Raw genomic sequence first — 21009 nt, forward strand, 5'->3', positions numbered from 1 at the left:
ACATGGCCGCGGGCAAGTCCCGCGACCCAAGGGGCGCCCGTTCGGGCAACCACCACACTAAGATAGACATGATGCGCTCATGTTCAATGCGATAATGGCGCGGTTTCGTTGCATTCCACGCCGCTTTCGCGCTGGACATGCCATTTCTCGTCCAGCCCGGCAAGGGGCGCTGCAAGCAGGCGCGCGCCCTGCCAGATCGCCGGGGTCGACAGCAGCATAGCACGGGGCCGCCCGAGGCTGCGCCAATCGGGGCATTGGGCAAGGCCCTCGGCCCCCAAGGCCCGCAATTCAGCGCCCTGCGGCAGCCCCTCTGGGGGCGTCGCACGCCAGCGCCGGTCCCAAAGCTGATCCGCAGGCACCCGCAGGTCGTGCACCGCGTTATATTCCCGAAAGACCCAGATTTCACCGCGCCGAAGCAGCGCCTGACAGCCCCCCAGCGTGGCCGCCTGCCCCTCGGCCAACCCCGCGATCAGGGCCGCCACGGGGCCGCGGCGCGGGGGGTAGGTGCCGCCGTTGACCTGCCCAAGCGCATGAATCATCAAGCGGCGGCGGATCTCTTCGGGCGCGGCAAAAAAGCCCTCGGCCTGCATCACCTGTGCGCCCGCCTCCATGCGCAGAATATCGCCTGCCGTTCTGTCGGTCTGGCTTTTCAGCGCCTCCCGGGCGGTGGCCATGTTGCGCGCCACCTCGGCCAAGGCCTCTACGTCGATGCCAAGCGGCGCGAGGGCGGCAAGACTTTGACGGGTTTGAATGCGGGCGAAACGCGGGTCATCGTTGCTGGGGTCGTCGACCCACTCAACGGCCGCGCGCCTCAGATGCCCTCGCAATGCCTCACGTCGGGCAAAAAGCAGCGGGCGCAGCCATGTGATGCCGTGCCGGTTGCTGCGCGGCGCCATGGCCGACAGGCCGTCCACCCCCGACCGCCGGGCCAATCGCATCAGCACCGTTTCGGCCTGATCGTCCGCCGTATGGCCAAGCGCCACGCAGGGCAGCCCGCGCCGCTCTGCCCAATCGGCCATCAGCCGATACCGCGCCTCACGCGCCGCGTTTTGGAGGTTGCCTTGACCGTCCCACCCACGCCAGCGCAGTGTTTCATGCGACAGGCCCAGAGCGCTGGCACGTCGCGCGACGAAGGCGGCCTCTCCGGCGGCTTCGGGGCGCAGACCATGGTCGACAGTCACGGTTTCAAGATCTGTGCCCGCCGCTGCCGAAAGCCCATGCAACAGCGACAGCAGAGCCATGGAATCGCCCCCGCCCGAGACTGCAACGCCAAGGCGGGGGGGCAGCGCACCGCCTAGCCCCGCCAGCAGCCCCTTGGCCAGCGCTGCATCAGCCGTCGCGGCAGGCGCAGTCATCAGCGGTTAGGAACAACCCAGCGTCTGGCGCTGCGCTTCGGCTTGGCTCACCTGCGGGGCGCCCGGGAAACGCACAGCAACCTCCGCGAGGGTCACGCAGGCCTCTTGTGTTTGCTCCAACACGCCAAGCGCGCGCCCCAACTCAAACAGCGACTGCGGTGCCACCGGCCCTTCGGGATCGGTGCTGAAGGCCGCGAGATAGGCACGAGCCGCTTCGCGGTTGTCGCCCAAACCGGTCAGCGCTTCGCCGCGGCGCATCTCGGCTTCGGCGGCTAACGGACCACCGGGATAGGTCTGACTGAAGGTCGCAAAGAGATCGGCGGCGCTGCGAAAGTCACCGTTTGCGAGCGCCCCCTGCGCCCGCTCGAAATCGGTCTTCTCGCTGACCGCCAGCTCTGCTTCGTTGATGGGGGTGATGATGCCGTTTGAAGGTGCCGCGCCACCGCTGCCGGGGGTCATCTCGACCACCTCGCGGTCGGCCTCGGGGGCGGGTGCGACCACGGTTGGGGCCTCCCCTCCGCCGAGGGTCGAGGTCTCTCCAAGCGTGCCCAGATCGCCGCCTTCAAGCTCAACCAGACGGTATTCCAGATCCCCGATCCGGTTGGTGCCATCGGCAACGATCCGGTTGATCCGGTTCTCCATCTCTTCGGTCTTGGAGGTGAGGCGTTGCAATTCGCTTTCCATGGTGCCGACACGCTCAAGCACGGAGCTGCCGCCGGTCTCAACCGAGCCGCCGCCCGTGGTTGAAAGTTCGCGGCGCAGCTTTTGCACCTCGACACTCAGCGCGGTCAACTGCTGGCGGATGTCCGCCAGCGTCTGATCGTTGTCCTGCGCCATAAGCGCGGCGGGGGCGGTCATCAGCCCCATCACCGCCACGAAGATATATCGCTTCAGCACATCGGCCTCCTTGGATTGGTCATTGCTTGGACTGTCGCCGCGATTAGCTGGTCAGTGCGCCACCGGCCAGAACGGTCACGGCGCGGCGGTTTTTGGCATAGCAGGCCTCTTCCGAGCAAATCTCGATCGGGCGCTCTTTGCCGTAGCTGATGGTCTTGAGACGCGAAGCCGCAACACCGCGGGAAATCATATACTCGCGCACGGCATTGGCACGACGACCGCCAAGCGCGATGTTGTATTCACGGGTGCCCTGCTCATCCGCGTGACCCTCGATCACGGCTTGATAATCCGTATTGGTCTGCAGCCAAGCCACCTGCCCGTCGAGCGTGGCACGGCCTTGGTCGGTCAGCGTGGATTGGTCCACGAGGAACAGCACCCGGTCGCCGACAGCCTGCTGGAAATAGGCGGTGGAGGTGGGGTCGTTCGCGCTGCCCGGCACCACGCCGGCGTTGACCCCTGCGCCTGCATTGGCCCCGGCCCCGCCCATGCCATCGGCACCAAAACGGTCGGGGTTTGTACAGGCCGACACGGCCAATGCGGAAATCAAAAGCGTGCTGGTCAAAATGCGTTTCATGGGGGTCTGCCTTCTCTGTGGTGGCGTTGTTGTTGCTGGTGTTAACACAGGCGCGGGATCATTGGAATTGCCCGCGCCCGTATGGGAGGTCTGGAAAACGTTACTGCTGCAGCGGTGACCAAGAGGGGTCAGAGCCGCCTTCGGGCGTACGCACCGGCTTGAGGTTGCGCCCCGAAATATCGACCGAATAGAGCGAGGACGACCCGCCTGCCCCTTGGGTTTCGCGGGCGAACATGATCACCCGGCCATTGGGCGCCCAAGTCGGACCTTCATCAAGAAAAGAGGCGGTCAGCAGGCGCTCTTCGGAGCCATCAAGCCGCATCACGCCGATGTGGAAACGGCCCTTGTTCTGCTTGGTGAAAGCCACCAAATCCCCGCGCGGCGACCAAACGGGCGTGCCATAACGCCCTTCGCCAAAGGAAATCCGCGTCGCCTCTCCGCCTGTGGCGGGCATGACGTAAAGCTGCGGACTGCCGGAACGGTCGCTCTCAAAGACGATTCTGCTGCCATCGGGAGAGAAGCTGGGTGCCGTCTCAATGGCGGGGGTATTGGTCAGGCGCACCGATTGGCCGCTGTTGATATCCATCGAGAAGATATCGGTATTGCCGCCTTGGCTCAGCGAATAGACAACCGTTTGACCACTGGGCGAGAAGCGTGGCGCAAAGGCCATGGAGCCTTCGGCGCTTTGCAGCGCGCGGCGTTGGACGGTGCCGATGTCCAGCACATAAATGCGCGGGAAACCGCTTTCGTAGCTGGTATAGAGCACCCGGTCACCGCTGGGAGAGAATCGCGGGGCAAGCACGATGGAGCCGGAATCGGTCAGGTACTTCAGGTTGGCCCCGTCGTAGTCCATTACCGCCAAACGCTTCTGGCGGTCGTCCTTCGGCCCGGTTTCGGAAACAAAGACAACACGGCTGTCGAAATAGCCGCCCTCGCCGGTGATCCGGCTGTAAACCGCATCGGCCACCTTATGCGCCATGCGGCGCCAGCCATCGACGGTGCCGCTGAATTGCAGACCGCCCTGCCCACTGCTGTCGAGCAATTCCTCGCCCGAGAAGACATCGTAGACGCGGAACTTCACATTCACGCTGTTGCCGGTGACATTGACCGCCCCGGTGATCAGCGCCTGCGCGTTGATCGCTTTCCAGTCGGCATATTCCACCGGCGCGTTAAAGTCGCTGACGGTCGAGATATAGGCGCTGGCCGGGATTTCGCGGAAAAGGCCCGTGCCGGTCAGGTCTTCTGAGACGACGCGCGCCAGATCGACGGCCAGTTGCCCGGCCTCACCGCTTTCAGGCTGAAAGCTGGGCACGGCAAAGGGCAAAGGCTCAATCGTCGGGTCGTCGATCACGATGCGCAGCGGTTGGGCCTGCGACGCATTGGGGGCCAGCGTGAGCGTGGCCGCCGTGGCGCAGAGCGCCAGTAGTCCCAGAAGTCTAGTCAGCATGTTATCGGCTCCTCATTGGGTCGAATGTCATCTCGATGTCTTGCCATTGGCTGTATTTTTCCTGCGGCAGTTTGTAACCGCTGCTGCCGCAACGAATGACCGCGCGTTTCGCGGCTTCAAAGGCTTGCCGCGCGGCGGTGTCGCTGCCGCCGCTGGAACTCAGCAATCGGATCGAACTGGCCACGGGCGTGCCGTCGGTGTTCATCTGCATGCCGACCACGACCGTGGTACGCGCCGCTTCGGTCGACAGCGCGCCGATGTTCCAGCAGGCCGATACCGCAACGCGCAAAGACTCGCGCTCACCGGATGACAGCGGCGGGCCGCTTGGCACGGGCGCGGTTGTCTCTGGCTGGCCCAAGACTTCGCTCAGCGCATCCGCGATGGCATCTTCGGTCGAGCTGGAGGTCGTGGGTTCCTCAACGGGCTCCGGGGTTGGCTCAGGCTCGGGCGTTGGTTCGGGCGTCGGGGCGGGCGCTGGCGTCTCGGCGGGTTCTTCCGGTGCCTCGGCCACCTCGACAGGCGGCGGCGGTGTCGGGCGGCGGCCCGGCGGACGCGCAGAAGCCGCCGGCGCTTTGTCGGCTTCGGTGACGATCTCGGTTGTGCTGTCCTCAGGCGTGCGGGCCTCTTGCGGCTCTTCCACGACGGTTTCCGCCTCGGCTTCGGCATCCGGCGCGACGGCGGGCTGCTCGTCCAGATCGGGGCGCAGTTCGGGGTCAGGCTGCTCTACCGGTTCGGGGGCCACGCGGGGCGCTTCGCGCGGGCGGGCTTCGGGCGCGATTTCGGGCACCAGCACGGCGGTATCGCCCACCGGCTCGTTCATTTCGGGCGGCGTGTCATCCACTTGGGTCTGCGGCGGCAACTCCAGCTCCGTCACCTCGGGGGGGAGGTCTTCGGGCGGGGTTTCGGTCTGCACCGGCTCTGGCTGTTCGATCTGCGTGTCCGGCTCCGCCGTCACCTCGGGGGTCTGTTCGCTTACCTCAGGCGGCGCGGGCTGGGCCACTTCGGTGGCCGACGCGGGCGGCTGCTGGGCCGCGACCAGCGCGTCATATTCGGCGGCCGAGATCACCGAGACCTCGGTCATCTCAACGGGCTCAGGCTCGGAGGTGAAGATGCTTCCAAACAACAGCCAGCCGATAAGACCCAGATGCCCGGCACCTGATATGTAATGCCCGGTATGCACCGCTCAGCCACCCGACGTGTCGCTGCCGTCCAACGCCGGGCCACCGATGTCGGTCACCAGACCGATGTTGGAAAAGCCGCCTGCGTTGAGCGCGCCCATGACTTCCATGACCTGCGCATAAGACACTTTGCCATCCGCGCGCAAAAACACCCGGTCGCTGGCCCGTTCAGAGGCAATCGCCCGCAGCTTGGTAATCAGTTGGTCGCGGGGTGTGTCGGTGGTTTGGATTTGCACGGCCCCCTCGGCGGTGAGCGTAACGGTCAGCGGCTCTTCCTGCTCGGATGGCAGGGCCGTGGCGGCGGTCTTGGGCAATTCCACCGGCACGCCCACAGTCAGCAGCGGAGCCGCGACCATGAAGATGATCAAGAGCACCAGCATCACATCGACGAAAGGCGTGACGTTGATCTCGGCCATCGGTTGCGCGCGTCCGCGACGCCGCCCCTTGCCGCCTTGTTTTTTCATGACACCTGCGCCCATGGCTTAGCTGTCCAACTGGCGGCTGAGGATGGTGGCGAATTCGTCCGAGAAAGCCTCGTAATTGCCAAGGATGCGGTCACTGTCGGCGCTCAGCTTGTTGTAGAACACAACCGCCGGGATCGCGGCGAGGAGGCCGATGCCGGTCGCCAAAAGCGCCTCGGCAATACCGGGGGCGACGACGGCGAGGTTGGTGTTCTGCTGGGCTGCGATCTCGATGAAAGAGTTCATGATGCCGAAAACCGTCCCGAACAGGCCGACGAAGGGCGCGGTGGACCCGACGGTCGCCAGCACCGGCAGCCCCTTTTGCAGACGCTCTGCCTCTTTGGCGATGGCCACGTCCATGGAGCGGTCGATCCGGGCAGTGGCACCGGGGATCAGCGCGCCATCTTCACGGTGCGAACGGCGCCATTCGGACATGCCAGCGGCGAAGATCTTTTCCGAAGGTCCATCCGGGTCAGCGCCGATGGTGTCAAAGAGCCCGTCGAGCGGCTCGCCCGACCAGAACGCCTGATCGAACTGCGCGGCCTCGGCACGGGCTTTGCGGTACTGGATGGTCTTTTGAACGATGATCGACCAAGACCAGAAAGAGGCCCCGATCAGCATGATCATTACAAGTTTGACCGTGACTGTCGCCTTCGCGAACAGACCCCACAGGGAAAAATCCATCCCCTGTGCCAATGCCAGCGTCTCTGCTTCCATTTAACTATGCTCTTTTACTGCCGCCCCTTTGGGGCATTCTGCCTCTCGGGCCGTATTTTTCTGGCCTCAATTTGGAGCAAAGCTAACGGACTGCAACCGAGATTGCCAGAATTATGGTATCACGCCGCAGGATCGCCGTCCGACAGGCGGAGTTTCGCTGGCAAACGGGTGGGTTTACCCGCTGTGGTCATGCAAACGGCGGTGACTTTGGCGCGAAAGATGACCTTGCCATCGCGCAACACGTCTTGGTCGAACACCCACCGGACCGGCCCTTCGGCCTGATGGGTGGTCTGCACCTCCAACCGGTCGCCAAAGCGTGCGGCACCCAGATAATCCGCCTCTACCCGCGTCACGACAAAGACCAGCCCTTCATCGCGCATGGCGCGTTGATCAAGGCCAATCTGTTCGACGATATCCGAGCGCGCCCGTTCGATATAGCGCAGGTAGTTGGCGTAATAGACCACGCCCGCCATGTCGGTGTCTTCGTAGAAAATGCGGACTGGAAAGGTATGGCTCATGACGGCACCTGCACCCGCGCGGCAAGGCGCAGCGCATGGCTGGGATCGTTAGCGGCGGATGGCATCACCGGGTCATAGGCCGCGCGGATCACATCGGCGACCTCGGGCCGCAGCACCAGCGCCTCATCGGCCAGCGCCAGCGGCGACTGCTCGGCAAAGGCGTCCTCGGACCAGAGCAGGATGACCTGCACCGCTTGGCTCAGCGCCAAGACTTGCGCCGACATATCGCGCAAGCTGTCGTCCATGCGCAGGAAGACAAAGGCCGCCTTGATCGCGCCGTTTTCTTCAAAGCGGAAGAAACGGTACTGATTGGCCCCAGCGGCCTGCAAGCGTTCGACCTGCCCTGCGAGATCCGGCACCAGCCCGTCCATCCCCGGCACGTCCAAAAGCTCTGCCCAATCGGCGAAGAAGAACATCATCAGATTGCTGCCCAGTTCGGGATCGGTCTCGACCATGTCGTGTCCGGCGAGCTTGGCAACAGCCTCAAGCGCGCCTTTCACCACTGGCAGCGCCGCCTCTTCGATCCCAAAGGCCACCGGCGCAATGGGGCGGCCCCAGCGGGCAAAGGCGAACTGCCCATCGCGGCGGGTGAAAAGGGTCTCGATTTGCTCTGCGGTCATTGTCATCAGTCTTACTTTCGCTCCGGGGGCGTCAGCCGAAAAGGTCGCTCTGCCCTTTGGGCGCGACCATGCCGAGATGGGTCCAAGCCTTGGCCGCCAACATTCTGCCGCGCGGGGTACGCTGGATCAGCCCTTGCTGCAACAGGAACGGCTCGATCACCTCCTCCAGCGCATCGCGGCTTTCCGACAGCGCGGCGGAGAGGGTTTCGATCCCCACCGGGCCGCCCTGATAATTCTCTGCGATCAGTTTGAGGTAACGGCGGTCAGCGCCATCAAGGCCCAGATGATCGACCCCAAGCCGCGTCAGAGCCATGTCGGCCAAATCGCGGGTCACGCGGCCATCGCCCTCAACCACCGCGAAATCCACCACCCGGCGCAGCAGGCGGCCCGCGATGCGCGGCGTGCCGCGGGCGCGTTTCGCAATCTCGCGGGCACCGCCTTCGTCGGCGGGCGCGCCCAGTTTGCGGGCATTACGGTCGACGATGATGTAAAGCTCGTCTTCGGTGTAGAATTGCAGCCGGGTCGGGATGCCGAAACGGTCGCGCAAAGGCGTCGTCAGCAGGCCCATGCGGGTGGTGGCTCCGACCAGCGTGAAGGGCTGTAACTCGATCCGCACGGTCCGCGCGGCTGGCCCTTCGCCGATCACCAGATCAAGCTCGAAATCCTCCAGCGCGGGATACAGCACTTCTTCCACTGCGGGGTTCAGCCGGTGGATTTCGTCGATAAACAACACGTCACGCGCTTCGAGGTTGGTCAGGATCGCCGCCAAATCGCCCGCCTTGGCCAACACCGGGCCAGAGGTCATGCGAAAGCCCACGCCCAACTCCCGCGCCATGATCTGCGCCAGTGTGGTTTTGCCTAGGCCCGGAGGCCCGTGAAACAACGTGTGATCCATCGCCTCGCCGCGCTGGCGGGCGGATTGGATGAAGACGGCAAGGTTCGCGCGCGCCTCGGCTTGGCCGACAAATTCCGCCAGCATCTGTGGCCGCAAAGCGCGGTCAAAGTCTTCGGGCATCGGCTCGGGCCGCACGGTGGGGTCAATGTCGGTCATAGGGCCTCGTTATGGCGCAGGGCGGAGGGTTCTGCCAGAGGGGGCGTCACCCCTTGGGCGCCAACAGCTTGAGCGCCGCGCGGATCAGCGTCGGCGTGTCCGCCTCTGGCATCTCGCCCGCCGCCTGCGCCACGGCGCCCGCCGCATCACCGGGGCCGTAGCCAAGGTTGCCAAGCGCCGAAAGCGCCTCGGACTGGGCCGAAGCATTGGGCGCGGCGGCTTTCGGCGCGGGGCGCGGGGTCGCGGCTTCAATCACGGTCTCATCGGCGGCGGCCTGCGCCTCTCCCAGAGCGTCGGCCACGGTGCCGGTCATCGCCATCACGCCGGGGGCCTTGTCCTTGAGATCAAGCACCACGCGCTGTGCGATTTTGGGGCCAATGCCCTTGGCGGCCTTTACCGCGTTCCAATCGCCAAGCGCGATTGCGCGGCTCACGCCATCCGGGCCGAGCGTTCCGAGGATTGCCAGCGACGCCTTTGCCCCGACCCCCTGAACCGAGGTCAGCAACCGGTGCCATTCCTTTTCCACCAGCGTTTGAAAGCCAAAGAGTTGCATCAGGTCTTCGCGCACCACCAGATCGGTATAAAGCGCCACGACTTCGCCCACACCGGGCAGCGCGGCCATGGTCCGGTCAGAGACATAGACGAGGTACCCCACGCCGCGCACGTCGATCAGCACATGGTCGGCGGCACGGTAGTCAATGCGGCCCGAGAGTTTGCCGATCATGCGCTCGCCCTCGCCACCGCTTGCGCGAGGGTGCTGGCCCCGCCGTGATGCGCGTGACAGATCGCGATGGCCAGCGCATCGGCGGCATCCGGGCCTGCAATCTCGATCCCCGGCATCTGCATCTTCACCATATGCGCCACCTGTCCCTTATCCGCGTGGCCCACGCCGACCACGGTTTTCTTGACCTTGTTGGGGGCATATTCGCCCACCGTCAAACCAAACTGCGCGGGCACCAGCATCGCGATGCCCCGCGCCTGACCCAGCTTCAGGGTCCCGGCCCCGTCTTTGTTCACGAAAGTCTGTTCAACCGCCGCCGCCTGTGGCTGCCACATGGTCAGCACGCGCGTCAGCTGCCCGTGCAAGGACAAAAGCCGCGCGCCAAGGTCATCGCCTTCGGAATGACAGATGCCATTGGCCACATGGGCGATTCGGCTGCCCGAGACGTCGATCACGCCCCAGCCCAAATTGCGCAGCCCCGGATCTATGCCGATCACCCGTATCATCTCTGCCCTCGTTAAAATTGTTGCTTTTTTGGTGCACTAGCACGAAACGCGAACATCGCAAAGCCCTGATGCGCGGCGGGCGCTTTACGACATGCATCCTGTCGCTTTTGAACCGCGGTGTCGGATTGCGCCTCTCCATGCTGCAAAACCGACATCAGTAAGCCGGAAATTTTCCCGTAAAGATAGTGGGTTAGCCGTCATTTCGACCTATGCACAAAACGCAAGGCACGCTGTCGTTTTTGAGGGATTGCGCGGGGCGCTTTTCAGGCATAATTGCCGAAAATCACGTTTTGCACGGCGCGCTTTCCTCGGCCCCTGCAGACACAACCGACGATCAAACAAAGGACGGCCCCATGGCAGCTTTCGACACCACCCGCACCGCTTACGGCTCCACCCCGGCCGTCACACGTATCCTTGGCTTTTTCGGCGCGTTCTTCGCGGCGGTCGAAGATTGGCAAGACAGCCGCGCGACCCGCAAGGCGCTGTCGGACCTGACCGATCTTGAATTGCAGGACATCGGCTTGATCCGGGGTGACATTGACCTCGTCGCACAGAACCACTTCGTGCGCTAAGCCTGCGCCCGCCCGCATCGAAACCTACCCAAAGAAAAAGCCGCAGCGGAAGGCATCCGCTGCGGCTTTTTCATGTCAAAAGTCAGTGGCTTAAGATCACCGCATGATCGGGCCGGTCAGCCCGGCTACTGTCTTGGTCAGCGGGTCGATGGCCATCATCTTGGCGCCGATCTGCTCTAAGTTTGAACCATTGGCCAGCCGCGACAGGCGTTCATTATAAGTCACCGGGCCGATCGCGGCGAGGGTGAAGGCTTTGAAGCCGAAAAATACCAGAACGATCAGGAAAAACCCCATCATCGGGAAACCCCGACGGGCACGTTTCGGCAAGACGGAGATCAACCCGTCGCGCCCGACGCGGGTGACATATCCCCGTTCCATCTTCCGATGCTTGCGCCCCAGAAGTTCGATCCGTTTCGCGAATTGAGCGTGTCCTTCAGCCATCACAGCCTCCGTAGCAATCCGGCCCCCACCGTTTGCTGCCAATTTGAATAAAGGCAAATTGTGGCAACAAAGCGGCAAAAGGGCCAAATGCAACGAAAATGAGGCGCGAATTATGCGTTAGTTTGCAGCGTTAGTGTCGTCCAGTCACCAATGCTCTCACGGTGCACCAGTTTGATGCCGGATCGTGCATAAACCTCGATCACCTCGTCGGCCTGCTCGTTCAGAAGGCCCGAGAGAATCGCATAGCCCGCAGGTTGCAGCGCCCCGGCCATATCCGGGGCCAAGGCGACCAGCGGCCCTTTGAGGATATTGGCAAAGACCAGATCAAAGGGGGCTGCTTCGGCCAATTGGGGATGATCAAAGCCTGCGGCCTCGACACAGGCCACACGGCCCGACAGGTTGTTGGCATCGACATTCGCCTGCGCCACTTCGACCGCGACCTCATCGATGTCACTGGCCAATACCGGCTCGGGCCAGATGCGCGCGGCGGCCATGGCCAGCACGGCGGTGCCGCAGCCGATGTCGGCCACGTTCTTGCCGTGGAACCCCTCGCCCGCCAGACGGTCCAGCGCGCGCAGGCAGCCCAGTGTCGTGCCGTGGTGCCCGGTGCCAAAGGCCATGGCGGCCTCGATCAGCAGCGGCTCGCAGTCTTCGGGCACCTTGTCGGCGTCATGGCTTCCGTAGACGAAAAAGCGGCCCGCCTCGACGGGGGCCAGCTCGCGGCGCACATGGGCGACCCAGTCGGTTTCGGGCAGTTCAGAGACGGTGAAATCCTTCGCGCCCATCGCCTTGGCCAGCACCGCCAGCGCGGCCGTATCGGGTGCTTCTTCGAAATAACCGCCGACTTCCCACAGGCCCGATCCGTCTTCGACCTCAAACACGCCAACGCCGGTGGGCTCGGGAATCAGCCGCTCCATCGCCTCGCCCAAGGCATAGGCGGGGTCGCGGCCCGTGAGGGTAGTGAGGGCGGTGAAAGTGGGCATGGCGCGGTCCTTTGCTGCGGTGCGGTTGTGCTTCGCCTAGGGCCGCGCGCGTGTCGGGTCAAGCCATGCTGGGTTTCGCGGCCTATTCGGCGGCCTGCGGCACAGCAGTTTGAAAGATCGTCTCATGCCCCGGTGCCGGGTGGCGCGGGATCAACAGTGACAGCATCAGCGACACTGCCGCCATCCCCGCGGCAAGGAAGAACACCGCCGCAGGCGAGACGAGCCAAAGCAGGCCGAGCCCGACTGGTAGGAACACCGCCGCGATGTGGTTGATGGTAAAGGCCACCGCCGCCGTGGGTGCAATATCTGCGGGATCGGCTATCTTTTGAAAATAGGTCTTCAGCGCCAGTGCGAGGGCAAAGAACATGTGATCCAGCACATAAAGCGTCGCCGCGATCACCACGCCCCAGCCGAGGTAATAGACACCGCCGTAAGCGAGAAAGACAAGGATCAGCCCGACATATTCGACCGTGAGCGTCCGGCGTTCGCCAAAATGGCCGACCGCGCGCCCCATCAGCGGAGCAAAGATCATATTGGCCACGAGGTTAATGAGATAGAGCATGGTGATCTCATGCACTTCAAAACCGAAGCGTTCGACCATCATAAAGCCCGCGAAGACCACGAAAATCTGCCGCCGTGCGCCCGACATGAATTGCAGCGCATAATAGAGCCAGTAGCGCTTGCGCAGGATCATCTTTTTGTTCTGCACCGTGGGCGCTTCGAACTGTGGATAGGCCAGCATGGCGATGATGGCCACGGCAACGGTGACGCCGCCGCCGATCATGTAAACGATGCTGTAGCTGAGGTTCAGCGTTTCCCACAGCGCCATGATCGCCAGATAGGCCACCAGCGTCGCCAGCGATCCAGCCGCCATAAGCCAGCCGATCATGCGCGGCGCGTCTTCGATCTTAAGCCATTGAAGTTGCAGCGATTGATTCACCGTCTCGTAGTAATGGAACCCGATCGAGCTGAGCATGGTGATCGTCAGGATACCGCCCATTGAGGGGAAATAAGCCGTGATGGCCGTCGCCGCGCCGAGCAGCGCGAGCGAGATCAGCCCCAGCACCTGTTCGCGGACAAAGAGCAAGATCGCGATGACCCCGATGGCCAGAAAGCCGGGAATTTCGCGCACCGTGTGCAGCAGGCCGATGTCGGACCCGTCGAAGTCTGCCACCTCGATGACGAAGTTATTCAGCAGCGCCGACCATGTGTTGAAGGCGATGGGCATGGCCAGCGCCATGAGGAACAGCAGAGCCACGGGGCGGCGCCAGAACGGCAGGCCCTTGGCCTCTTCGAGGGTGATGAAACGGGTCATGCGGATTTATTACGCCGGGGTTCTGGGAATGGCGAGAGAAAAGGCAAACGCTGAGCCGGGCAGTGCCAGACCGGGGGCTGGCGCATATAATTTCTCAGCTGGGCACTTTATGGCTGCAACGCATGTGACACATACGCAAGCCGCCACTCCAGTTGCAAAAGCGCCAGACCATGGGACGGTCTGGCGCTGCCCGGCGGCCTTACGGCCTTGGTTCCGGGCTGTTGTGCCCATTGGGACGTTACGCCAGCCAGCCTCAATAAAAACTTTGAGGATCGATATCCACGGCCAGCCGCAAATCCCCCTTCAGCCGCAGCGCACCAACCCACTTGCTCAGCGCCTCCTGCAGCGCCACGCCCTTATCTGCCTTGACCAACAACCGCACCCGATGCCGCCCGCGCACCCGTGCGATCGGCGCGGGCGCGGGGCCAAAAACCTGCGCCCCCACCGCCCTGAGCGGCCCGTCATGCCGCGCCAGATGGTTGCCCAGATCAAACACCGCCGCCGCATCGCTGCCGCTGAGGATGATCCCTGCCATACGGCCGTAAGGCGGCACCCCGGCCTGCCGCCGCTCGCCTGCCTCGGCGGCCCAGAACTTCTCCTCCTCACCCGCCAAAATCGCCCGGATCACCGGATGCTCGGGCTGATAGGTCTGCAACAGCGCTGCGCCGGGCGCCTCGGCCCGCCCCGCACGTCCCGCCACCTGCCGCATCAGCTGAAACGTCCGCTCCGCCGCGCGCAGGTCCGACCCGGTGAGGCCCAAATCCGCATCAATCACCCCCACCAGCGTCAGCTTGGGAAAGTTGTGCCCCTTGGCGACCAGTTGCGTGCCGATGATGATGTCCGCCGCCCCTTCCGCGATGCCCGCGATCTCGGCCTTCAAAGCCCGGGCCGAGCCGTACATGTCCGAACTCAGGGTCGCGATCCGCGCCTCGGGCCAGAGCGCCGTGGCCTCTTCGCCCAAACGCTCAACCCCCGGCCCGATGGGTGCAAGCTTGCCTTCGACCTGACAAGACGGACAGACCTCGGGCATCGGCTTGGTCTCACCACATTGGTGGCAAACGAGCCGCTTGAGAAACCGATGCTCCACCATCCGCGCGTCACATTGATCGCAGCCAATCTGCTCGCCACAGGCACGACACAGCGTAATCGGCGCATAGCCGCGACGGTTGATGAACAGCATCGCCTGTTCGCCGCGCTCCAGCCGCGCATCGACCTCGCGCTTCATCTCGCCCGAGATCCATTTATCCCCCGGCAAACCCGCCTGCCGCATGTCAATCGCGCCCATCTTCGGCATCACCGCCGGACCAAAGCGCGAGGTCAGCTCCAACCGCCGATACTTGCCCGCCTCAGCATTGGCCCAAGTCTCAAGACTTGGCGTCGCACTCGCCAGCACCACCTGCGCCCCGCAGATCGAGGCGCGCAGCACGGCCATGTCGCGGGCGTTATAAAGCACCCCATCCTCTTGTTTGTAAGACGTGTCATGCTCTTCATCCACGACGATCAGCCCGAGGTTCTGGAACGGCAGGAACAGCGCTGACCGCGCACCGATCACCAATTGCGCATTGCCCTGCCCCACCATGCGCCAAATGCGGCGGCGTTCGGTCATGGTGACACCGGAATGCCATTCGGCAGGCTTCGCGCCAAAGCGCTCCTCGACCCGGTCGAGAAACTGTTCGGTCAGCGCGATTTCCGGCAGGAGGACCAGCGCCTGCCGCCCGGATTGCACGGCGGCGGCGACGGCTTCGAGATAGACCTCAGTCTTGCCCGATCCGGTGACCCCGCGCAGCAGGGTCGTGCCATAGGTCTCTGCCTTGATCCCTTCGCGCAAAACCGCCGCCGCTGTCGCCTGATCCTCGGTCAGTGCCTTGCCGGGCAACGATGGATCCAGCCGCCGAAACGGCAGATCGCGGGGGCTTTCCTCTTCGCGCACGGCACCTTGATCGACCAAACCTTTGACCACCGAAGAGGTGACCCCGGCCATCTCCGACAACTCCTTTAGCGTGAAGGCCAGATCGCCGTATTCCTCCAACACCGCCATCACGCGCTGGCGCGCGTCGGTCATGCGGGTCGGCAGGCCCTCGCCCGCGCGGTAAATCTTGCGCATCGACGGCGGATCGCCCAAACCCGGCGCACGGGTGGCCAGCCGCAGCATCGCGGGCAGCGGGGTCAGCGTATAGGCCGCCGAGCGCAGCAAAAACTCGCGCATCTCATCGCGCATCGGCGGGGCGTCCAGCACCCGGATGACATGGCGCACCTTGTTGATGTCATAGTCCCCGACCCCCGCCCCCCAGACCACGCCCATCACCTTGCGCGGGCCCAATGGCACCTCGACGAACGCCCCCGCATGGCAGCCACCTTCGGGCGCGCGATAGTCCAAAGCGCGGCCCAAAGGCTGGGTGGTCATCACCGAGAGCAACTCGCCATGATGGTAGAATTCAGCCATGTCTGCCGCATGCTCCGTGTCGCTAGGGAGAATTGAGGCTTTAAGCATCGCAGATCATGCGGTAAAGCCAAGGCAAGCAATAGACCTGTTAGCGATCACATTCCAACCCGGAAGGAAAGCCCATGAAATTCTTCGTAGATACCGCCGAGATCGACGCCATCGCCGAACTCAATGACCTTGGCATGGTCGACGGCGTGACCACCAACCCCTCCCTGATCCTGAAATCAGGCCGCAACATCCTTGAGGTCACCAAAGAGATTTGTGACCTCGTTGATGGTCCCGTCTCTGCCGAGGTTGTGGCGCTGGAAGCCGACGCGATGATCGCCGAAGGCCGCAAACTGGCTGAGATCGCCGACAACATCACCATCAAGCTGCCGCTGACATGGGACGGGCTGAAAGCCTGTAAGGTTCTGTCGGGCGAAGGTCACATGATCAACGTGACGCTCTGCTTCTCGGCGAACCAAGCGCTGATCGCTGCCAAAGCTGGCGCGACCTTCATCTCGCCCTTCATTGGCCGTCTGGACGACATCAACCTCGATGGCATGGACCTGATCCAAGACATCCGCACCATCTATGACAACTACGGGTTCGAGACGCAGATCCTCGCGGCCTCCATCCGCAGCGTGAATCACGTGCTCGACGCCGCGCGCATCGGTGCCGACGTGATGACCGCGCCGCCAGAAGTGATCAAGAAACTGGCCTCCCACCCGCTGACCGACAAAGGTCTGGAGCAGTTCATGGCCGATTGGAAAAAGACCGGTCAGAACATCCTCTGATCCGGCCTTAGCCCCAAGACATCAAACCCCTTCCGTCCCTGGCGGAGGGGGATTTTCTTTGCCCTATGCGGCGTTGCCTTCGACAGTCAGGTGATCGCCCGACCACAGGCCGGGGCGCACCTCGGCCTCGGCCGCGCCTGCGCGGATGCGACGGCACTGCCCCACGGGAATCGCCGGAGCCTGCAACACCAGATCCATGCCCTGCGCCGCCGTCTGGGGCGGCAAGGCCGCGTGCATCCCGTCCAAGGCCACCGACACATCGCAGGGCAGATAGACGCTCGCCCCGCCCACGCCGGTATCCTCTTGCCAGGGGGTCAACGGCGCGCCGACCGCGCCGACACAGCACACGGCGGTTTGCAATTCGATCGCCCGCGCCCGTGCACAGCTAAACACGCGGTTGTAGCCGGTGATCATGTCGGTCTTGGCGGGGATGATCACCAGATCAAGGTCCAGCTCGCCCAGTTTCGACCAGAGCGCGGTATATTCCGCATCGAGACAGATCGCGATGACACAGCGCAGCCCGTTCCAATCGAACAGGTTGATCCCGGTGCCCGCGATGGTCACGCCGCTGGCGCCATTTGCCTCAAGCGGCGTCAGGCTCAGTTTGTTTTGAACTTGCATCCCACCATCCGGCGTCAGGAACCACGCCTGATTGAGATACCCCTCGGGCGCGTCGACCGATGGAAAGGCCACAGGAAATGTGCCGGGCAGCAGGGCGACGCCTGTCTGCTCCACCATGCGGCGCATCGGGTCGAGCGCCAGCGCGGCGGTCTGCGCGAGCCAGCCCAGTTGCTGCTCTGCGGGCAGGTCCGCCGGGGCAAAGCTCAGCCATTGTGCGCAGCAAAACTCAGGCATCACCAAAAGCTGCGCCTCGCGCGCGGCGGCCTGTTGCAGACGCAGTTCCACACTGGCAAGCCAGCTTTGCAGCGAATCCGGCGTGACCTGAAGGTTGGCGGCCCAAAGATCGACAGAGACATGTTCCATGTAAGATTTCCTCTCCCGGCAAGGGCCATTTCGCCACATCCGGGGATATGCAGCAGGCTTCGATCAGGCGCGCGTGCCTTGCGGCTGAAATCCGCGCGTCGACCGGGGCCAACACACCCGCGCCGCTTTTGTTCCCGTGGGCTTCGTTCTACATCCCGGCCTGACGCAAGGCGGCAACAAAGACCGCAGGCGTCAAGACCCGTGACCAATTGGGGGCAGATCTTGACGCCCCACCATGCTATGACACCGCAAATCAAAAAGAGACGCCCATGAGCAGCAGCCCCAAAATCGACGACGCCCTGCGCGAGGCGATCATCTCCGCGCCCGATGTCATCCTTGACGACAGCGATGTGATGCAAGCGCTGATTGCGGCCAATGAAAAGGCCATGGGCGGCAATATTGTCGATCTGCGCGGCATTGCGATGGAGCGTTTGGAAACCCGGCTTGATCGGTTGGAAGACACCCACCGCAGCGTCATCGCCGCGGCCTATGAAAACCTCGCCGGGACCAATCAGATCCACCGCGCGATCCTGCAGATGCTGGACCCGGTGGAGTTTGAGACCTTTCTGCGCAATCTGGGTGGCGAAGTGGCCGACATCCTGCGCGTTGATGCGGTGAAACTGGTGCTTGAGTCGGTGCAGAACGACAATGATCCGGCAGTACAACGTTTGGGCGATGTGCTGACCGTGGCCGAGCCGGGCTTTATCGACGACTATCTGTCTCAAGGGCGCGGCGGCATGGTGCGTCAGGTGACCCTGCGCGCACTTCAAGACGGTTCTGAGGCGCTGTATGGCACCAAGGCGGGCTGGATCCGTTCTGAGGCCTGCCTAAAACTCGATTTCGGCATAGGCCGCCTGCCCGGCCTTCTGGTCATGGGGGCCGAAGACCCGCATATGTTTGGCCCGCAGCAAGGCACCGATCTGCTCACCTTCTTTACCGGCGTGCTGGAACGCACCATGCGCCGCTGGCTGTCTTGAGCGAGAAGGCAAATCCGCTGCTGGTCAGCCCCGCCGCGCGGGACGCGCTGCAAACGTGGCTGGCGCACCAGAGCGCTTTGAAGGACGCGGCAGAGAATACAGTCATCGCCTATCGGGGCGATGTGACCGAGTTTCTCAGCTTCATGACACTGCATAAGGGCGACACCCAAGGCCTTGGCGCGCTGGCGAAAATCACCATCAGCGACATGCGCGCTTGGATGGCCAGCACGCGCAGCGGCGGGGTCGGCTCACGCTCTGTGGCGCGCAAACTCTCGGCGGTGAAAGCCTTCTACCGCTGGCTGGCCGAGCGGGAGGGGTTTGAGCCCACCGCCGTTCTGCTTGCCCGGTCGCCCAAGTTTCAGAAAAAACTCCCTCGCCCGCTGGCCGAAGATGCCGCCCGCGCGCTGATCGACTGCGTCGAAACCCAAGCCCGCGCCCCATGGGTCGCGGCGCGCGATGTCGCTGTGCTGACGATGCTGTGGGGCTGCGGGCTGCGGATTTCCGAGGCGCTCGCCCTTAAAGGCGGCGATGCGCCCCTGCCAAATAGTCTGCGCATCATCGGCAAAGGCGGCAAGGAACGGGTCGTACCGGTGCTGCCCGCTGCACGCGCCGCTGTCGAAGATTACCTCGCTGTCTGTCCCTACCCGCAAGAGCCGCAAGCCCCGCTGTTTCGCGCCATTCGCGGCGGCGCCTTGGGCGCGCGCGCCGTGGCACAGGTCATGGCCGATGCGCGGATGCAACTGGGCCTGCCCGCCACCGCCACACCCCATGCCATGCGCCACAGCTTTGCCACACATCTGCTCGATGCGGGCGGTGATCTGCGCGCGATTCAGGAATTGCTGGGCCATGCGTCGCTCTCGACCACGCAGGCCTATACCGCCGTCGACACCGCGCGGCTGATGGAAGTCTATAACAACGCCCATCCCAAAGCGGGCCGCTGAGCCCTTCCAAGCCGACCCTCTTGCACCCTGCGCCCCAATCGCCATATTAAGCCCAAGCGAGGACGACCTCCCCCATTTGGGCAGCCACTCGGGACGACCCGACTAATACCGGGACCGACCCCATGCGCAGTACTGAAGACCGCATCCGCCACGCCATCAGCTTTGAAGTTCTCGCCCTGTTGATCGTCACGCCCATGGGCGCTTGGCTGTTTGACAAGCCACTGCATGAGATTGGCGTCGTCACCATCGTCAGCGCCAGCATCGCGACGGGGTGGAACTACCTCTACAACCTTGGCTTCGATCACGCCCTGCGCCGTCTGCGCGGCACGGTCCGCAAGACGGTGCCGATCCGGGTACTTCACGCCGTGACCTTCGAGATTGGCCTGCTCTTCGTGCTGATGCCCTTCATCGCGTGGTACCTGAGCATTTCGCTGATGGAGGCCTTCCTGATCGACGTGAGCTTCGCGCTGTTCTACCTGATCTACGCCTTTGTTTTTAACTGGGTTTACGACGTGCTCTTCCCGGTGCCAGAGCCTGCCCGCCCGTCTTAATCGGCGCGCAGGCGGCTGACGAACTCAGCCGCCGCCTCTGCCGGATCGCGCGCGCCCTCGGCCACCGCGTCACTGAGCCGTGCCAGATCGTCCTTCGCCTGCGGTGTCTCCAACTGCGCCAAAAGCCGGTGCTTCACATCCTGCTCGAACCAATAGCGCGCCTGCGCGGCGCGGGTGCGGTCCCAAAAGCCCTGCGCGCGGCGCCAGTCGGTCAATTCCTGCAAGGACGCCCAAGTCTCCTCCAGACCGTTTTCCTCCAGCGCCGAAACCGCCGTGGCGCGCGGAAAGCCTTCGGGGTCTTGCGGGCGTTTGCGCAGCAGACGCAGGGCACCGGCATAGTCGGCGCGGGTACGCGCAGCGGCGGATTTCAGATCACCATCGGCCTTGTTGATCACGATCAGATCGGCAATCTCCATAATGCCGCGTTTCACGCCCTGCAACTCATCCCCGCCCGCTGGGGCCAAGAGCAACACAAAGGCGTCCGACATCTCGGCCACCACGGTCTCGGACTGGCCGACGCCCACGGTTTCGATCAGCACCACGTCAAAGCCCGCCGCCTCACAGAGCCGCACCGCCTCCCGCGAGCGGCGGGCGACACCGCCAAGATGGGTCTGGCTGGGCGAAGGACGGATGAAGGCGCGCGGCTCACGGCTGAGCCGGTCCATCCGCGTTTTGTCGCCCAAGATCGACCCGCCCGAACGCGCCGAACTGGGATCCACCGCCAGCACCGCCACGCGCTTGCCCTGCCCCGTCAGCATCATGCCAAAGCTTTCGATAAAGGTGGATTTGCCCACCCCCGGCGTGCCTGAGAGCCCGATGCGCAGCGCCTGCCGGTCGGTGGGCAGCTTCGCCAGCAGGTCCGCCGCCGCCGCACGGTGATCCGCACGGCCCGATTCCACCAGCGTGATCGCCCGCGCCAGCGCGCGGCGCTCGCCTGCTATGATGCCCTTGGCCAGATCGTCGATATCCATGGGCCAACTT

The 21009-nt window shown here is 63.8% G+C and carries 23 protein-coding genes; 5 read left to right on the plus strand and 18 right to left on the minus strand.

Annotated features, from left to right (window positions below; genetic code table 11):
- Window positions 1–83: 83 nt before the first annotated feature.
- The 12 genes from tilS to ruvC all read right to left on the minus strand — a co-directional run bounded on the left by tilS (window position 84) and on the right by ruvC (window position 10045).
- Window positions 84–1355 (minus strand): tRNA lysidine(34) synthetase TilS, encoded by a 1272-nt coding sequence (tilS, locus tag B5M07_RS13155; protein ID WP_120351650.1) that lies wholly within the window; start codon window positions 1353–1355, stop codon window positions 84–86.
- A 6-nt stretch (window positions 1356–1361) separates the two neighbouring features.
- Window positions 1362–2222 (minus strand): tol-pal system protein YbgF, encoded by an 861-nt coding sequence (gene ybgF / locus B5M07_RS13160; RefSeq protein ID WP_120352268.1) that lies wholly within the window; start codon window positions 2220–2222, stop codon window positions 1362–1364.
- A gap of 73 nt (window positions 2223–2295) precedes the next feature.
- The gene (gene pal / locus B5M07_RS13165; RefSeq protein WP_067624244.1) at window positions 2296–2826 is read right to left on the minus strand and encodes a peptidoglycan-associated lipoprotein Pal; all 531 of its coding nucleotides are present in this window, start codon (window positions 2824–2826) and stop codon (window positions 2296–2298) included.
- A gap of 100 nt (window positions 2827–2926) precedes the next feature.
- Window positions 2927–4273: a Tol-Pal system beta propeller repeat protein TolB gene (tolB, locus tag B5M07_RS13170; RefSeq protein ID WP_120351651.1), complete on the minus strand. Its 1347-nt coding sequence runs from the start codon at window positions 4271–4273 to the stop codon at window positions 2927–2929.
- A 1-nt stretch (window position 4274) separates the two neighbouring features.
- Window positions 4275–5453: an energy transducer TonB gene (locus B5M07_RS13175; protein ID WP_120351652.1), complete on the minus strand. Its 1179-nt coding sequence runs from the start codon at window positions 5451–5453 to the stop codon at window positions 4275–4277.
- Window positions 5454–5456: 3 nt separating this feature from the next.
- Window positions 5457–5930 carry a protein TolR gene (tolR, locus tag B5M07_RS13180; protein WP_067626442.1) on the minus strand — a complete coding sequence of 158 codons (474 nt, stop codon included), beginning with the start codon at window positions 5928–5930 and terminating at the stop codon, window positions 5457–5459.
- A 3-nt stretch (window positions 5931–5933) separates the two neighbouring features.
- On the minus strand, window positions 5934–6629 hold the full coding sequence (gene tolQ / locus B5M07_RS13185; RefSeq protein WP_120351653.1) for a protein TolQ: 696 nt from the start codon (window positions 6627–6629) through the stop codon (window positions 5934–5936).
- 119 nt (window positions 6630–6748) lie between these two features.
- A complete protein-coding gene (locus B5M07_RS13190) occupies window positions 6749–7147 on the minus strand; it encodes a YbgC/FadM family acyl-CoA thioesterase (protein WP_067626446.1) in 399 nt (132 codons plus the stop codon).
- The gene (locus tag B5M07_RS13195; protein ID WP_120351654.1) at window positions 7144–7767 is read right to left on the minus strand and encodes a hypothetical protein; all 624 of its coding nucleotides are present in this window, start codon (window positions 7765–7767) and stop codon (window positions 7144–7146) included. The genes B5M07_RS13190 and B5M07_RS13195 overlap by 4 nt, the downstream gene beginning before the upstream one ends.
- Window positions 7768–7798: 31 nt before the next feature.
- Window positions 7799–8818 carry a Holliday junction branch migration DNA helicase RuvB gene (gene ruvB, locus B5M07_RS13200; RefSeq protein WP_120351655.1) on the minus strand — a complete coding sequence of 340 codons (1020 nt, stop codon included), beginning with the start codon at window positions 8816–8818 and terminating at the stop codon, window positions 7799–7801.
- A gap of 46 nt (window positions 8819–8864) precedes the next feature.
- A complete protein-coding gene (gene ruvA / locus B5M07_RS13205) occupies window positions 8865–9542 on the minus strand; it encodes a Holliday junction branch migration protein RuvA (RefSeq protein WP_067626450.1) in 678 nt (225 codons plus the stop codon).
- The gene (gene ruvC, locus B5M07_RS13210) at window positions 9539–10045 is read right to left on the minus strand and encodes a crossover junction endodeoxyribonuclease RuvC (protein WP_067916382.1); all 507 of its coding nucleotides are present in this window, start codon (window positions 10043–10045) and stop codon (window positions 9539–9541) included. The genes ruvA and ruvC overlap by 4 nt, the downstream gene beginning before the upstream one ends.
- Before the next feature lie 353 nt (window positions 10046–10398).
- Between ruvC and B5M07_RS13215 the strand changes: the two genes are divergently transcribed.
- Complete coding sequence (locus B5M07_RS13215) at window positions 10399–10617, plus strand: DUF1127 domain-containing protein (protein ID WP_120352269.1); 219 nt, start codon at window positions 10399–10401, stop codon at window positions 10615–10617.
- A gap of 96 nt (window positions 10618–10713) precedes the next feature.
- Here B5M07_RS13215 and B5M07_RS13220 read toward each other — a convergent pair whose 3' ends face one another.
- The 4 genes from B5M07_RS13220 to B5M07_RS13235 form a co-directional block, all read right to left on the minus strand.
- Complete coding sequence (locus B5M07_RS13220; protein WP_067628411.1) at window positions 10714–11058, minus strand: hypothetical protein; 345 nt, start codon at window positions 11056–11058, stop codon at window positions 10714–10716.
- A 110-nt stretch (window positions 11059–11168) separates the two neighbouring features.
- The gene (locus B5M07_RS13225; RefSeq protein WP_120351656.1) at window positions 11169–12041 is read right to left on the minus strand and encodes a 50S ribosomal protein L11 methyltransferase; all 873 of its coding nucleotides are present in this window, start codon (window positions 12039–12041) and stop codon (window positions 11169–11171) included.
- 82 nt (window positions 12042–12123) lie between these two features.
- On the minus strand, window positions 12124–13356 hold the full coding sequence (locus B5M07_RS13230; RefSeq protein WP_120351657.1) for an MFS transporter: 1233 nt from the start codon (window positions 13354–13356) through the stop codon (window positions 12124–12126).
- Between the two features lie 253 nt (window positions 13357–13609).
- Window positions 13610–15799, minus strand: coding sequence for a primosomal protein N' (locus tag B5M07_RS13235; protein ID WP_120351658.1), 2190 nt, complete (start codon window positions 15797–15799; stop codon window positions 13610–13612).
- Between the two features lie 122 nt (window positions 15800–15921).
- Between B5M07_RS13235 and fsa the strand changes: the two genes are divergently transcribed.
- Window positions 15922–16575 carry a fructose-6-phosphate aldolase gene (gene fsa, locus B5M07_RS13240; RefSeq protein WP_067623130.1) on the plus strand — a complete coding sequence of 218 codons (654 nt, stop codon included), beginning with the start codon at window positions 15922–15924 and terminating at the stop codon, window positions 16573–16575.
- A 63-nt stretch (window positions 16576–16638) separates the two neighbouring features.
- Here fsa and B5M07_RS13245 read toward each other — a convergent pair whose 3' ends face one another.
- Window positions 16639–17559 carry a nitrilase-related carbon-nitrogen hydrolase gene (locus tag B5M07_RS13245; protein WP_162931871.1) on the minus strand — a complete coding sequence of 307 codons (921 nt, stop codon included), beginning with the start codon at window positions 17557–17559 and terminating at the stop codon, window positions 16639–16641.
- A gap of 269 nt (window positions 17560–17828) precedes the next feature.
- Between B5M07_RS13245 and B5M07_RS13250 the strand changes: the two genes are divergently transcribed.
- The 3 genes from B5M07_RS13250 to B5M07_RS13260 all read left to right on the plus strand — a co-directional run bounded on the left by B5M07_RS13250 (window position 17829) and on the right by B5M07_RS13260 (window position 20028).
- Window positions 17829–18536, plus strand: coding sequence for a DUF484 family protein (locus B5M07_RS13250; RefSeq protein WP_120351659.1), 708 nt, complete (start codon window positions 17829–17831; stop codon window positions 18534–18536).
- Window positions 18533–19477 (plus strand): tyrosine recombinase XerC, encoded by a 945-nt coding sequence (locus B5M07_RS13255; RefSeq protein ID WP_205570868.1) that lies wholly within the window; start codon window positions 18533–18535, stop codon window positions 19475–19477. Before B5M07_RS13250 ends, B5M07_RS13255 begins: the two co-directional genes overlap by 4 nt.
- A gap of 122 nt (window positions 19478–19599) precedes the next feature.
- Window positions 19600–20028, plus strand: coding sequence for a PACE efflux transporter (locus B5M07_RS13260; RefSeq protein WP_120351660.1), 429 nt, complete (start codon window positions 19600–19602; stop codon window positions 20026–20028).
- Here the strand turns inward: B5M07_RS13260 and meaB are convergent.
- A complete protein-coding gene (meaB, locus tag B5M07_RS13265; RefSeq protein WP_120351661.1) occupies window positions 20025–20999 on the minus strand; it encodes a methylmalonyl Co-A mutase-associated GTPase MeaB in 975 nt (324 codons plus the stop codon). The genes B5M07_RS13260 and meaB overlap by 4 nt on opposite strands.
- Between the last annotated feature and the right edge of the window lie 10 nt (window positions 21000–21009).

Origin of the sequence: Sulfitobacter sp. D7, from assembly GCF_003611275.1 — a bacterium.
GTDB lineage: Bacteria > Pseudomonadota > Alphaproteobacteria > Rhodobacterales > Rhodobacteraceae > Sulfitobacter > Sulfitobacter profundi.